At 58.9% G+C, this 12858-nt stretch carries 14 protein-coding genes; 2 read left to right on the plus strand and 12 right to left on the minus strand.

The annotated features are described in order from the left end of the window. Positions 1 to 47: 47 nt before the first annotated feature. The 9 genes from HBN98_RS02880 to HBN98_RS02920 form a co-directional block, all read right to left on the minus strand. The gene (locus HBN98_RS02880; protein WP_083366855.1) at positions 48 to 578 is read right to left on the minus strand and encodes a phage tail protein; all 531 of its coding nucleotides are present in this window, start codon (positions 576 to 578) and stop codon (positions 48 to 50) included. A gap of 69 nt (positions 579 to 647) precedes the next feature. Continuing rightward, a complete protein-coding gene (locus tag HBN98_RS02885; RefSeq protein WP_083366856.1) occupies positions 648 to 1301 on the minus strand; it encodes a phage tail protein I in 654 nt (217 codons plus the stop codon). After that, positions 1298 to 2293 carry a baseplate J/gp47 family protein gene (locus tag HBN98_RS02890; RefSeq protein ID WP_083366857.1) on the minus strand — a complete coding sequence of 332 codons (996 nt, stop codon included), beginning with the start codon at positions 2291 to 2293 and terminating at the stop codon, positions 1298 to 1300. The genes HBN98_RS02885 and HBN98_RS02890 overlap by 4 nt, the downstream gene beginning before the upstream one ends. After that, complete coding sequence (locus tag HBN98_RS02895) at positions 2290 to 2622, minus strand: phage baseplate protein (RefSeq protein ID WP_083366858.1); 333 nt, start codon at positions 2620 to 2622, stop codon at positions 2290 to 2292. The genes HBN98_RS02890 and HBN98_RS02895 overlap by 4 nt, the downstream gene beginning before the upstream one ends. A 14-nt stretch (positions 2623 to 2636) precedes the next feature. Further along, the gene (locus HBN98_RS02900) at positions 2637 to 3245 is read right to left on the minus strand and encodes a phage baseplate assembly protein V (RefSeq protein WP_083366859.1); all 609 of its coding nucleotides are present in this window, start codon (positions 3243 to 3245) and stop codon (positions 2637 to 2639) included. A gap of 3 nt (positions 3246 to 3248) precedes the next feature. Next, on the minus strand, positions 3249 to 3770 hold the full coding sequence (locus HBN98_RS02905) for a hypothetical protein (protein ID WP_083366860.1): 522 nt from the start codon (positions 3768 to 3770) through the stop codon (positions 3249 to 3251). A 73-nt stretch (positions 3771 to 3843) separates the two neighbouring features. Beyond that, on the minus strand, positions 3844 to 4185 hold the full coding sequence (locus HBN98_RS02910; protein WP_083366861.1) for a phage holin family protein: 342 nt from the start codon (positions 4183 to 4185) through the stop codon (positions 3844 to 3846). A gap of 75 nt (positions 4186 to 4260) precedes the next feature. Beyond that, positions 4261 to 4836, minus strand: coding sequence for a DUF642 domain-containing protein (locus tag HBN98_RS02915; RefSeq protein WP_083366862.1), 576 nt, complete (start codon positions 4834 to 4836; stop codon positions 4261 to 4263). Between the two features lie 525 nt (positions 4837 to 5361). Next, entirely contained in the window at positions 5362 to 6096 is a 735-nt protein-coding gene (locus HBN98_RS02920; protein ID WP_047291917.1) for a LexA family transcriptional regulator, read from the minus strand. A gap of 210 nt (positions 6097 to 6306) precedes the next feature. Here HBN98_RS02920 and mutS point away from each other — a divergent pair, with 210 nt between their 5' ends. Both mutS and fdxA read left to right on the plus strand, forming a co-directional pair. Then, entirely contained in the window at positions 6307 to 8889 is a 2583-nt protein-coding gene (gene mutS / locus HBN98_RS02925) for a DNA mismatch repair protein MutS (RefSeq protein WP_083366863.1), read from the plus strand. A gap of 163 nt (positions 8890 to 9052) precedes the next feature. Continuing rightward, the gene (gene fdxA / locus HBN98_RS02930; protein ID WP_003222178.1) at positions 9053 to 9376 is read left to right on the plus strand and encodes a ferredoxin FdxA; all 324 of its coding nucleotides are present in this window, start codon (positions 9053 to 9055) and stop codon (positions 9374 to 9376) included. A gap of 622 nt (positions 9377 to 9998) precedes the next feature. Here fdxA and rpoS read toward each other — a convergent pair. From rpoS to HBN98_RS02945, 3 genes are all read right to left on the minus strand, one after another. Continuing rightward, a complete protein-coding gene (rpoS, locus tag HBN98_RS02935; RefSeq protein WP_038357938.1) occupies positions 9999 to 11009 on the minus strand; it encodes an RNA polymerase sigma factor RpoS in 1011 nt (336 codons plus the stop codon). Positions 11010 to 11114: 105 nt separating this feature from the next. Continuing rightward, the gene (locus HBN98_RS02940; RefSeq protein ID WP_064586201.1) at positions 11115 to 11993 is read right to left on the minus strand and encodes a peptidoglycan DD-metalloendopeptidase family protein; all 879 of its coding nucleotides are present in this window, start codon (positions 11991 to 11993) and stop codon (positions 11115 to 11117) included. 212 nt (positions 11994 to 12205) lie between these two features. Next, a complete protein-coding gene (locus HBN98_RS02945; protein WP_169841266.1) occupies positions 12206 to 12841 on the minus strand; it encodes a protein-L-isoaspartate(D-aspartate) O-methyltransferase in 636 nt (211 codons plus the stop codon). Between the last annotated feature and the right edge of the window lie 17 nt (positions 12842 to 12858).

Consider the following 12858-nt stretch of genomic DNA (forward strand, 5'->3'; position numbering starts at 1 on the left):
ACAGACTGACGAAAACATTCGAAAACTGACAATTGCAATCGCGTTTTCTATCTGGTTTCAAGCGCCATCACGCGCAATAAAAGCTGAACATGACGTGCCATATTATCGATATCAGCACATGCTAAAGCCGTAAACTCTTCACTCAATAGAATATTGAGATTCTCCGTCCCCACCGTAACGCTCACACTGTCCGTCGGCAGTGGAGAAACGTCCAAGGTGAATTTTTGCAATATGCGAGCAGCACTTGCTTTATATGTCAGTAACTTTCCGGCCACCGAGTAAACTGCCAGTAGGGTGCCACTGGCGAGATAGAAACCAAACTCTCCGATTTCATATTCATCGGGGCCGCTGAACAGCGCGCCCATCCTGAGTTGCCCCGACCCCAGGTCCTCATAATCAACAATCGCAACGCGCTGGCGCTCATCTCGAAGCGCTGTCTCGCTCCCACTCGGGTCATATCGAGCCGTACCGGCGCCGATATGAGTAATCTCGCCTTTCAAACCCTGGTTTTTTGCCTGCAACACTTCACCCAATCCCACAGAGGTGAAGCGAACCAGGCGTGTAATTTCATCCGTCATAACTGCGCTCTTCAATCATTAATTGTGATGCGCTGGGGCTCCCAGCGCGGATTGGCCTCGCGTCATTACTCACGCAGGAAGCGCAGAGCTTAGAGACCACTCACATTCAGAAAGCGGAAACGATGCACCTGCGTTGAACTCAGCCAGAGCAAACATCTTGATTTCTGGCAAAGCCGTCGCCTGGTTGTTGTCATGCATGTTCAGGCCAGGATCGACGGCGACAGCAAATTGCAAACCTGCGTGGGTCGTGTGAACAATGGTGATGGTTGCTTCATCACGCTCACTTTTGGCCGCATTGACTCGTCGTATCAATCGATTGTGATCACCACTCGACCAACGAGTACCAATCAGTGCCTGCACATCAAAGGAGTAAGGAACGCCGAGCGGCCTCTGCTGATACCACGCTGAAATGTTCGGCGTAAAACCCAGTGATTCCACCGCATGGCTCAGCGCTCTGCGGGTACCAGCCTGACGCTCGATCTGCCAGGAAAGCGAAACTGTCAGACGCTTTTCAGACTCGCTAGCATCGGCGTCCCATTCACTTACACCGCGATCCGCTGCCAGATACGGCAGGAATGCGACCGGTGTCTCGCTCGGATTCATCAATTCAGGGAACGGCGGCACGATGCGATCAAGCAGTGCGCCGAAGCCCAGATCCAGCCCGCGCTCAAGTGCCGAGCTGTTAGCTGGCAACAAACTCGGACGATGCGTTGGCTCACTCATAGCGTCAGCACCTCGACCTCGACCGCCGTGCAGTACGGCGCCTGAAACGCAGTGGTCACGATCGGCGCCAGCGGTTCAAGAATCTGCAACTGCACGGCGCCGGCGCTGTGCAACGTGTAGTCGATCCAGCTAGGATCGACCCGCCCTTCGAGGCGATGGCAACTGTCGGCGTAGGCCTGCAATTGCTGTTGCGCGGCGACTTTGGTCAGACCCGAATCGGGGCCGGAATTGATCTTCGCCACCACGCGAATCTTGTAACGCTGAATCTCAGCAGCCTTGACCGTGACCAGGTCGGTTTCCGGTCGCACATCAGGGCGGGCGAAGTGCTGGCGCACACCATCGAGCAATGCTGCGGATGGCGTGCCATCACCGTCGCGGGACAATACTGTGACCTGCACTTCACCCGGCGCCGTGCGCCGACCATTGCCGTCCTTGACCTGTGCAGCAAGGCCGTCCGGGTTGAAGGTGTAGGTGACATTCACCACACCGGCGTCGGTGGATTCGACCTTCACCGTCGGCCGTTCGCCGAGGGTGAACACCTCACGGCGATACTGCATCCGCGAGCCCGCTGCCGGGGCATGCGGCGCCAGGTAATAACGCAGCCGGGCGTCGTCGTCGCTTTCATAAATCGGTGGTACTGGCGGGAAGGCCGCCGGATCGCCCGGGTCGAGCAACTGCCGCTCCAGGCCCATGTCCGCCAGCCGCGCATCGAGATTGCTGCCGGTCGCCCACCACGCCAGCATCTGCTTGATGCGGGCGTTGTATTTGCGTTCGTGGGTTTGCAGGCGTACGCAGAAAGCTTCGAGCGCCAGGGTCAGCAGTTCGCTCTCGTTTTCCAGGCTGGTCTTGAGTTTTGCCGCGCTGTCCGGTGCTCGGGCGCCGACGTATTCGACGACGAAGGTCTTGAACTCGGCGAGCAGGTCTTCGAAGGCGTCGACGGTGATCAGCGCCGGTTCGGCCAACTGATTCTGGCCGGGGATCAACATGCTCATGTCACTACCTCGAAGGTCTGTTGACGGTTTTTCCAGGTGCCGGCGAAACGCAGCAGCAAACCGGCACCCTGACGGCTGGCGACGATCACGCTCGGCTGAAAATCGCTGATCCCGTTCTGCGTGTTGTAAAACGCTTGCGCCGCGTGGCTTTGCGCCAGAAGCAGAACGTCGTCACCGAGGTTCTGCCCCAGCAGCGAGGGGATCAGCGAGCCATAAAGGGGCCTTTTTTGACGGGTGCCCAGCGGCGTGGTCAGGGCCCGGGTCGCGCGCTGCACAAACTGCAGCCAGTCGTCGACCGTGGCCCCGGAGTCTCTATCGATTCCGATCATGGGAAGCTCTTGATTCAGGGGCTGATGACGCGGCCCTGGTGATCCACCAACGGGCCGCTGAAGTGCACGCCCGAGGCGTCGATGCTCAGGCCGACGGCACCCAGTTGCAGGTTGATCGCCTGTGGGGTCATCGCCAGTCGCGCCGGGCCGATGCTCAGTTCCAGCGATTCGCGGGAACCGGTGAAAGCTGCCGGCCCGTTCTGCCAGTGCAAGGTGTGGCTGGCGTCGTCGTAACCGCTTTCACTGCCATCGACATGCACCCGGCGCGTCAGCGTCGGCACCGTTGCCGCCGGCGGAAAGCGGTCACTGTTCAGGCCGAACAACGCCACACTCTGCGCCCCGCTTTCGCCACTGCCGTAGTTGAACAGCAGACACTGCTCGCCCACGGTGGGAATCCGCGATTCGCTTTGGGCGCCGGCACTCGGGTTGAAGAATTTGATCGAGGGCGTGAGCAACCCGCCGTGGCTGACCTGGCAGGTGTTGCTCGCAGCGTCGACTGTCTGGCAAATACCGATGCGGCAGAAGCTTTCAGCGCGGCGGTGCAGGTCGTCGATTTCCGCTTCCATTTCCGCCAGCCGCTCGATGATCGGCCCCAGTTGCATGCGCAGTAATGCGTCAAACATCAATCAGGCCTCCAGCGCGGTGTATTGGTCGGGGTCGTCGATGTCGCTGACTTCCCAGGTGCGGGCGAATTTCGGCGTACCGAGCGGGTCGTCGAGCAGGGTCGGGCCGAGGTAGAGGGTCTGGGTGAAGGTCAGCGTCCAGGCTTTGAATTGCTGGTCGCCTCGAATCAACAGTGACGGCAATCCATCAATATTCATCGGCACATCACATTGATCGCCCGGCAGGCTCCAACGGTTGTCGGTGATCAGGTTTTTCAGTACAGCAATCAGGTCGCAGGCGGCGAAAGCGCTGGCGGATACGGCCGGAATGACTTGCAGCGATACGGTCATGACGTGGGCAATACGCCCGTCAGCGGAGCGTACTCCCGGTGCATTACGATCAAAGTCGATCAACGCCCAGGCCTGAGCGCCTGGTGTTGTGAAGTCTTCGTGATTGCCGACCTGCAGATTCAGGCCGGCGCTGTTGCGCAAGATTGTCGCCATCGCCGTGAACATCTGCGAAGGCTGCTGGATCGGTGCGGGCATGCGTGACCTCCTTTTCAAATGTCCACGCGCAGCCCCGCCGCAACTGTTGCAGCGAGGCAGGAAAGTGAGGGGGTTACTGTGGATCGCGCGGCGGTGGTACTTCACAAACGCCAATGCGTTTTGCGGCCCAGCGCTCGTACAGACCGATGGCCACATCGGCCCCGGCCATGGCGGTCAGGCAGCCGAAGGCGCCAGCCGCCCAGATCGACATGCCGGCGGCGTACAGCAGCATGATTGCCGACACGCCGCAGATCATGCAGGCGCCGGAGCGCAGGGCCAGACGCCGCAGCAATGGCCAGCCGCGGGCGCCCTCCTTGTCCGCGCGCCACATTTCGCCGGACACCCCGCCGACGACAGCCAGGAGGATGACCAGCCAGATCGGCATGTCGGCCAATGCTTGTTGCTCGTTTGTCATGTCACGCCTCCCGGGAGTGCGGATGAATAAAAGAACTGTGAGAAGCCAACCAACGCAGCTCCTCGGTTCTGGGCGCTACAGGCGTTCAACAATGACGTTATCGATAAAGGCAAAGTTGGCGTACGGGTTTTGCTCGTTGAAAAACGCGAGCGTTGTCTGCGCTGTGATGGCGGTGAATTCGTAAGTGATGGTGCTCCACTCCACAGCAACACCTTTAGCTGTCGGGGTATTGAACGTCGACGTTTGCCCGGCCACTTTGACCTGGATGACACCGTCACCGGAGCGGCTGGCAAACCGTGAATTGCCTGCGCTGAAGGTGAGTCGGTACTTCGCCCCGATGGTCGTGGCGAAGTTCTGTTGAATCCCGCCACCATTGCCATAAACATAATTGGCCAGATCCACGATCATCACGCCGTCGGCTGCGACGGAGCCGCCAATTGCATTTGGCATGTTGAAGTACTCGGCACCGGACAGAAAGGTTGTCCAACCGGTGATTGCATTGGTTTTGGCGGGGGTGTCCAGAATGCAGCCACCACCGCAGGTCGACTGTTCAAAACTGCCGTTGACCAACAGGTTGGCTGCCAGCACATTCGTGCCTGCACCGAGCAACATTGCGCTGGCCAGGAACGGAGCAAGATATTTCTTAAACATATTCGGGTTTCTCTTCCGTGAAAGGATTGATGGGTAATGCCTCAGGTGTTATTGCGAACAAGGCAGGCATTCCAAAAAGCCCGGCACTGAGCACCGGGCTTTTCAGTAATGCGCTCCTTCGCCTTCCTTCAAATCCTGTGTTCAAGAAGGAAGCTGACTTTTCGGCGCTACTGGCGCGGTACGAGTCCATTCAAATTGTTTTTCCGACCGCGGTCCCTGCCCGCCGGATAACTGCTCTTGGTGCTTTACGCTGCACACCCGGGTCAGTTGCCAACCCTCTGAACCGTTGAGGCCGGTTCATCGCTGCCTGTTCTTGTGGAACTAAAGAGCTGTCTTGCCAGCCGCTTTGTCGAGCGGCTTGGTGGCAAGAATATGCATGCATGCATATCCAGTCAATGCGTAAATGCATTTATTTATGCATAAGAAATGCGCATATGCATGAAAGCCGCGTTGTACAAGGGTTTGAGGTTTTGCGCAGACGAAAAAAAACCCGCCGACGGCGGGTTTTATCTGACTGGATTGCGGTTAACGGGCGTACATGCCCCACCAGAAGACGTGACCGAGGATGACGATCTGCTCGTCCTGCATATCCTGGAAGCTGTAGTCCTCGTCCGGATGCTCATCGCGATTGAAGCTGCGCAGACGGATCCCGGTCGGCAGGCGGTAGAGCTGCTTCACGCGCAACTGACCGTTGTGATTGATCGCGTACAGGTCGCCATCGATGATGTCGCCGATGCCACACTTGCCCGCATTCACACCGACGGTGGCGCCGTCACGCAGCACCGGCAACATGCTGTTGCCGCGCACCGTCACACATTTGGCCTGGTCGAACTGCACACCGTTATGGCGCAGGCTGCGCTTGCCGAAGCGCAGGCTAGAGCGTTCGCTCTCTTCAATGACGAATCTTCCTGATCCAGCAGCCAATTCAACCTCGCGAAGAAAGGGCACCGACACCTCGTCGTCATCGACAGGGGTATCGTCGTCCCACAGGCTTATGTCCTTGAGTTCCGCATGCACGTCATCGCGCGCGCCGCCGGTCGCGGTCGCGACATCTGCGCGGCCGCGCAATTGATCGGTGCTCACATTGAAGTATTCGGCAATCTTCGAAATGTGTTTATCCGAAGGATCGACGATCTTCCCGCTGAGAATCCGCGAGAGCGTGGATTGAGGCACGCCGGTGCGACGGTGGAGCTCCGTGGGGGAGATCCCGTGCTGGTCGAGCAGTGCTCTTAAGACGGAGGATACGTTGCGTTTTTGCATAACGCGCATAGTGCTTGAAGTTTTTTCCGAAGACAAATGCTGATTTGCATAAAACGTGCATAAATCACAAATGACCGCAGAAAAGTGTCAGCGGGCCGTCGTGCCTGCGTCGAGCAGACCACCCATGGTAACCTTGCGCCCATCGCGGAAAAGCCCGGCCGTTGCCCCCGCTTTTGCCCTACATCTTTTAACGAGTTGCCTGACAATCCGATGAATAAAGCCGTCTCCGACCTGTCCTCCCACACTCCGATGATGCAGCAATACTGGCGCCTGAAGAATCAGCACCCGGATCAGCTGATGTTCTATCGCATGGGCGACTTCTACGAGATCTTCTATGAAGATGCGAAGAAGGCTGCCAAGTTGCTCGACATCACCCTGACCGCGCGCGGGCAGTCGGCGGGACAGGCGATTCCGATGTGCGGGATTCCCTACCACGCGGCGGAAGGTTACCTGGCGAAACTGGTCAAGCTCGGCGAGTCGGTGGTGATCTGCGAGCAGGTCGGCGATCCGGCTACCAGCAAGGGTCCGGTGGAGCGTCAGGTGGTGCGGATCATCACCCCGGGCACGGTCAGCGATGAAGCGCTGCTTGATGAGCGTCGTGACAACCTGATTGCGGCGGTACTGGGCGATGAGCGCCTGTTCGGTCTGGCCGTGCTGGACATCACCAGCGGCAATTTCACCGTGCTGGAGATCAAGGGCTGGGAAAATCTGCTGGCGGAACTGGAGCGGGTCAACCCGGTGGAACTGCTGATCCCGGACGACTGGCCGAAAGACCTGCCGGCGGAAAAACGCCGTGGCGTGCGTCGTCGCGCGCCGTGGGATTTCGAGCGTGATTCGGCGCTGAAAAGTCTCTGCCAGCAGTTCTCCACGCAAGACCTGAAAGGCTTCGGTTGCGAAACCCTGACCCTGGCCATCGGCGCCGCCGGTTGCCTGCTGGCATACGCCAAGGAAACCCAGCGCACCGCCCTGCCCCATCTGCGCAGTCTGCGTCACGAACGCCTGGATGACACCGTGGTGCTCGACGGCGCCAGCCGTCGCAACCTCGAACTCGACACCAACCTGGCCGGTGGCCGCGACAACACCCTGCAATCGGTGGTTGATCGTTGCCAGACCGCCATGGGCAGCCGCCTGCTGACCCGTTGGCTAAACCGTCCGCTGCGCGATCTGACCGTGCTGCTGGCGCGCCAGACCTCGATCACTTGCCTGCTCGACGGTTACCGCTTTGAAAAGCTGCAACCGCAGCTCAAGGAAATCGGCGACATCGAGCGGATTCTGGCACGGATCGGTCTGCGCAATGCGCGGCCTCGTGACCTCGCGCGCCTGCGCGACGCGCTCAGTGCCCTGCCGCAACTGCAAGTGGCAATGACCGACCTGGAAGCGCCGCACCTGCAACGCCTGGCCACCACCACCAGCACCTACCCGGAACTGGCGGCGCTGCTGGAAAAAGCCATCATCGACAACCCGCCGGCAGTGATCCGCGATGGCGGCGTGCTGAAGACTGGTTACGACAGCGAACTCGACGAGTTGCAATCGCTGAGCGAAAACGCCGGGCAGTTCCTGATCGACCTCGAAGCCCGGGAAAAGGCCCGCACCGGCCTGGCCAACCTGAAAGTCGGTTACAACCGCATTCACGGTTACTTCATCGAACTGCCGAGCAAGCAGGCGGAATCCGCGCCGGCCGATTACATCCGTCGCCAGACTCTCAAGGGCGCCGAGCGCTTCATCACGCCGGAACTGAAAGAATTCGAAGACAAGGCGCTGTCGGCCAAGAGCCGTGCCTTGGCCCGCGAGAAAATGCTCTACGAAGCCCTGTTGGAAGATCTGATCAGTCAGCTGCCGCCCCTGCAGGACACCGCTGCGGCACTGGCCGAGCTGGACGTGCTGAGCAACCTTGCCGAGCGTGCACTGAACCTTGACCTGAACTGCCCGCGGTTCGTCAGCGAGCCGTGCATGCGCATCACCCAAGGTCGTCACCCGGTGGTCGAGCAAGTGCTGACCACGCCGTTCGTGGCCAACGACCTGAGCCTGGATGACAACACCCGGATGCTGGTGATTACCGGTCCGAACATGGGCGGTAAATCCACCTACATGCGCCAGACCGCGTTGATCGTGCTGTTGGCGCACATCGGCAGCTTCGTCCCGGCAGCCAGTTGCGAACTGTCGCTGGTGGACCGGATCTTTACCCGGATCGGCTCCAGCGATGACTTGGCCGGTGGCCGCTCGACCTTCATGGTCGAGATGAGCGAAACCGCCAACATCCTGCACAACGCCACCGAACGCAGCCTGGTGCTGATGGACGAAGTCGGTCGCGGCACCAGCACTTTCGATGGTCTGTCGCTGGCGTGGGCCGCCGCCGAGCGCCTGGCTCATTTGCGCGCCTATACTTTGTTCGCGACGCACTACTTCGAACTGACCGTGTTGCCGGAAGCCGAGCCGCTGGTGGCCAACGTGCACCTCAACGCCACCGAGCACAACGAGCGCATCGTGTTCCTGCACCATGTATTGCCGGGGCCTGCCAGCCAGAGTTACGGCCTGGCTGTAGCGCAACTGGCCGGCGTGCCGAGCGAAGTGATCGTGCGTGCCCGTGAGCACCTGAGCCGACTGGAAGACACCGCATTGCCGCATGAGGCGCCCAAGCCAGCCGTCAAAGGCAAGCCGGCCGCCCCGCAGCAAAGCGACATGTTTGCCAGCCTGCCGCACCCGGTGCTGGATGAGTTGGCGAAAGTGGATCTCGATGACCTGACCCCGCGTCGAGCGCTCGAATTGTTATATGCACTTAAGAACCGGATCTAAGCACCGAAGAACCGGATATAACGCAAACGGCTTCAAGCTGTTAGAATCTCGCGCGGTTTGGGATGCTGCTGGCTAATAGCCTGGCTGGCAGACATCGCTCCCGAACCTGGCGACCCCAACCGTGAAGGGGCAACGCTGCCGCCGCCTGAGGAGAAAATTAGAAATGACCTTCGTCGTCACCGACAACTGCATCAAGTGCAAGTACACCGACTGCGTAGAAGTGTGTCCGGTGGACTGCTTTTACGAAGGCCCGAACTTCCTGGTAATTCACCCGGACGAGTGCATCGACTGCGCGCTGTGCGAGCCAGAATGCCCGGCCGTGGCCATTTTCTCCGAGGACGAAGTTCCGGAAGATATGCAGGAGTTCATCCAGCTGAACGTTGAGTTGGCCGAAATCTGGCCAAACATCACCGAGAAGAAAGAATCGCTGCCGGACGCCGAAGAGTGGGATGGCGTCAAAGGCAAGATCAAAGACCTCGAACGCTGATCTGTCGCGTGTTCTGAAAAGGCCCCTTGCGGGCCTTTTTGCTTTTTGGCCTTTGGCTTTTCAAGGGCAAAAAAAAGGGGCGGTTTGACCCGCCCACATTTTTTCCCTATTCCCTGTATTCCTTTTCATCGTCCTGATGAATCGCGTCCTGCGATGTCCATTCCCCTCTTCCGTGAAGGGCGTGTCTGTCCGTCGACACAGTGCTGATACTAAAGAGTTCCCCGGCGAGAGCAATCGACCCTGACGGGCGAAAAACGCTGTAATAAGCACTTCACATTAAAAAATAAGCTTATAAATCAGTTATTTAATCGTCAGCGCCAAACATAATCGACGTCTGCCGTCTTGCAAAAATAGGGAATTCTTACGACAGAGTAAGCCAAGGCTTACACCGCGAGACTACAAACGATGGAAGTGCCGACCGTACGTCCGACAATGAACTTTGTGGCGAAGGAGTTTGCTCCCGCCGGACTGCGCAGCAGGCCCTGTTCGAGATAAAAGCGGGGCACTTCGTACCCCGGCGGGAGCGAGCTCCCTCGCCACAAGGAATTCCATTCCGTGCTCGAGCAGGCAACAAAAAGCCCCGAACCAGTCGGGGCTTTTTATGGGCGGTCGTCAGAGGTGCTTACTGAAACAGCGACTCGCTCGACAGGCCATTCTTCTCGAGAATTTCACGAAGGCGCTTGAGGCCCTCCACCTGGATCTGCCGCACCCGTTCCCGGGTCAGGCCGATCTCCAGGCCTACATCCTCCAGCGTGCTGCTCTCATGGCCGCGCAGGCCGAAGCGGCGTACGACCACCTCGCGCTGCTTGTCGGTCAGTTCCGAGAGCCATTGATCGATGCTCTGCGACAGATCGTCATCCTGCAGCAGTTCGCATGGATCGGTCGGACGGTCATCCGTCAGGGTGTCCAACAGGGTTTTATCCGAATCCGGACCCAGCGAGACGTCGACCGAAGAAACGCGTTCGTTCAGGCCGAGCATGCGCTTGACCTCGCCCACCGGTTTTTCCAGCAGGTTGGCGATTTCTTCGGGTGAGGGTTCGTGATCGAGCTTTTGCGTCAGCTCCCGCGCAGCCCGCAGGTACACGTTGAGCTCCTTGACCACATGGATCGGCAATCGGATGGTCCGGGTCTGATTCATGATCGCGCGCTCGATGGTCTGACGAATCCACCAGGTCGCGTAGGTCGAGAAACGGAAGCCGCGCTCAGGGTCGAACTTTTCCACCGCGCGGATCAAGCCGAGGTTGCCCTCTTCGATCAGATCCAGCAGCGACAGCCCCCGATTGACATAACGCCGGGCGATCTTCACGACCAGCCGCAGGTTACTTTCAATCATGCGCTTGCGCCCGGCAGGGTCGCCACTTTGCGACAGACGCGCAAAATGAACTTCTTCCTCCGGGGAGAGCAGTGGGGAAAAGCCGATTTCGTTGAGGTACAGCTGCGTGGCATCGAGTGCCCGAGTGTAGTCGATGTACTTGTGTTGTTTAAGTGAAGCGGAGTGTTTGGATTTGGAACGAACGGAAGGTGGAGCAGCCCCTTCATCATTCGACATCGAAGATTCCGAATCGATGCCGGTCTCCATAAGGAGAACCTCATCGTCGATGTCAAACTCCGGCACTTCTTTACTGAGAGCCATTGTTATAGTCCTTTGGTGAGTTCGACCCCAAGCTCAAGCGACGCCTTTATCCTTGGCAGCGCTGGAGCCTGTCCCCTCTACGCGACGGAACAGGCTGGCCTCAAATCAACGTTTGGGCAGGAACTGCAGCGGATCTACAGGTTTACCTTGGCGGCGAATCTCAAAATGCAGTTTCACCCGGTCTGTACCCGTTGACCCCATTTCGGCAATTGTCTGTCCGACCTTGACCTGCTGCCCCTCCCGTACCAACAGCCTGCGGTTATGTCCGTAGGCACTGACGTAGGTTTCGCTGTGTTTGATGATGACTAATTCGCCGTAGCCCCTTAAGCCACTCCCGGCGTAAACCACCGTCCCATCAGACGCAGCTAAAACAGGCTGTCCCAAATCTCCGGCGATATCAATTCCTTTATTCAAACTACCGTTTGAAGAGAATTTTCCAATCAGAATGCCATTAGATGGCCATCCCCAGCCGGTCGGGGCTGGTCCCGGTGGAGGCAGTGGAGCCGCGGTCGATTTGTTGGCGACGGACGGTGCAGCCCCCGCAGAACCGGCACCGGAACCGGTCACCGTGGTGGTCGTCGTGCCATTTGCCTGGCGCCGGATTACCGTGGTTTTGCTCGACGAAGACGGCGAGGAGCTGCTGCTGGCTACTGCTGCGGGTGTTGAACCGCTACGACCATCGAAGCGAATTGTCTGACCCGGATGGATCGTATACGGCGTAGGAATATTGTTCCGCGCCGCGAGGGCTTTGTAGTCCCAGCCGTAGCGAAAAGCGATGGAAAACAGCGTATCGCCCGGACGGACTACATACTGCCCGGTCGTGACGGCCGGACGCTGGGCCGCCGCGTTGTTGCGATCGACCACGCGCACGTTACTCGACTTGGTGCTGGAGCAACCGACCAGCAAGGTGCTCAATACAAGGCCAGTCACCAGGCGCTGAAAGCTCGTGTTACCCATACGCTGCGCAATGACTGTGAGACTCACCCGCCGCTCCCTTTGTGGTGGCTGAAATATGTGGAATGCCGTATTGCGGCACGTAGTGTCGCAAGTATAACGGGCCGAACAGGCTTTACCGTTAAAGATGCGAAAACGCTTCACGCACACGTTTGCCCGTGGACAATTCGTTGCGTTTAAACCCTCGCTGCCGGTGTAAGACCGAGTCCTGCGAAAGGAATTCAGCGCCGCTGAACAAATGCTCAGGCCAGTGGGCCATTGAGCAGTGGCACGAAGCGCACCGCTCCCAGAACGTGACGGGAAAAGCCATGTTCTTCACGCACGATCAGCATCAGTTGCTGCACTTCCCCCGAGCCGACCGGAATCACCATCCGCCCACCCGGTGCCAGTTGATCGAGCAACGCCTGCGGCACATCCGTCGCGACCGCCGTGACGATGATGCCGTTGTAAGGCGCCAGTGCCGGCCAACCTTCCCAGCCATCGCCCCAGCGGAACACCACGTTGCGCAGGTTCAGCTCAACCAGGCGTTCCTTGGCCCGGTCCTGCAAGACCTTGATCCGCTCGACCGAAAATACCCGCTCAACCAGTTGCGACAGCACCGCCGTCTGATAGCCCGAACCGGTACCGATCTCCAGCACCTTGTCCAAAGGCCCGGCCTCCAGCAGCAGCTCGCTCATGCGCGCCACCATATAAGGCTGGGAGATGGTCTGGTTGTGGCCGATCGGCAGCGCAGTATCTTCGTAGGCACGGTGCGCCAGCGCTTCATCGACGAACAGATGACGCGGTGTACGGCGGATCACTTCCAGCACCTTGGCGTTGGACAGGCCTTCTTCATAGAGACGCTGGATCAGACGTTCGCGCGTGCGCTGCGACGTCATGCCGATGCCGCTGCGCA

The sequence above is a fragment of the Pseudomonas koreensis genome, from assembly GCF_012986595.1.
Classification (GTDB): Bacteria; Pseudomonadota; Gammaproteobacteria; order Pseudomonadales; family Pseudomonadaceae; genus Aquipseudomonas; species Aquipseudomonas koreensis.

What these genes read in the sequence shown, in the direction of transcription:
- mutS (WP_083366863.1), top strand. Translation starts at nt 6,307, where the DNA reads ATGAATAAAGCCGTCTCCGACCTGTCCTCCCACACTCCGATGATGCAG.
- HBN98_RS02885 (WP_083366856.1), bottom strand. Translation starts at nt 1,301, where the DNA reads ATGAGTGAGCCAACGCATCGTCCGAGTTTGTTGCCAGCTAACAGCTCG.
- HBN98_RS02905 (WP_083366860.1), bottom strand. Translation starts at nt 3,770, where the DNA reads ATGCCCGCACCGATCCAGCAGCCTTCGCAGATGTTCACGGCGATGGCG.
- HBN98_RS02890 (WP_083366857.1), bottom strand. Translation starts at nt 2,293, where the DNA reads ATGAGCATGTTGATCCCCGGCCAGAATCAGTTGGCCGAACCGGCGCTG.
- rpoS (WP_038357938.1), bottom strand. Translation starts at nt 11,009, where the DNA reads ATGGCTCTCAGTAAAGAAGTGCCGGAGTTTGACATCGACGATGAGGTT.
- fdxA (WP_003222178.1), top strand. Translation starts at nt 9,053, where the DNA reads ATGACCTTCGTCGTCACCGACAACTGCATCAAGTGCAAGTACACCGAC.
- HBN98_RS02910 (WP_083366861.1), bottom strand. Translation starts at nt 4,185, where the DNA reads ATGACAAACGAGCAACAAGCATTGGCCGACATGCCGATCTGGCTGGTC.
- HBN98_RS02920 (WP_047291917.1), bottom strand. Translation starts at nt 6,096, where the DNA reads ATGCAAAAACGCAACGTATCCTCCGTCTTAAGAGCACTGCTCGACCAG.
- HBN98_RS02900 (WP_083366859.1), bottom strand. Translation starts at nt 3,245, where the DNA reads ATGTTTGACGCATTACTGCGCATGCAACTGGGGCCGATCATCGAGCGG.
- HBN98_RS02895 (WP_083366858.1), bottom strand. Translation starts at nt 2,622, where the DNA reads ATGATCGGAATCGATAGAGACTCCGGGGCCACGGTCGACGACTGGCTG.
- HBN98_RS02915 (WP_083366862.1), bottom strand. Translation starts at nt 4,836, where the DNA reads ATGTTTAAGAAATATCTTGCTCCGTTCCTGGCCAGCGCAATGTTGCTC.
- HBN98_RS02945 (WP_169841266.1), bottom strand. Translation starts at nt 12,841, where the DNA reads ATGACGTCGCAGCGCACGCGCGAACGTCTGATCCAGCGTCTCTATGAA.
- HBN98_RS02880 (WP_083366855.1), bottom strand. Translation starts at nt 578, where the DNA reads ATGACGGATGAAATTACACGCCTGGTTCGCTTCACCTCTGTGGGATTG.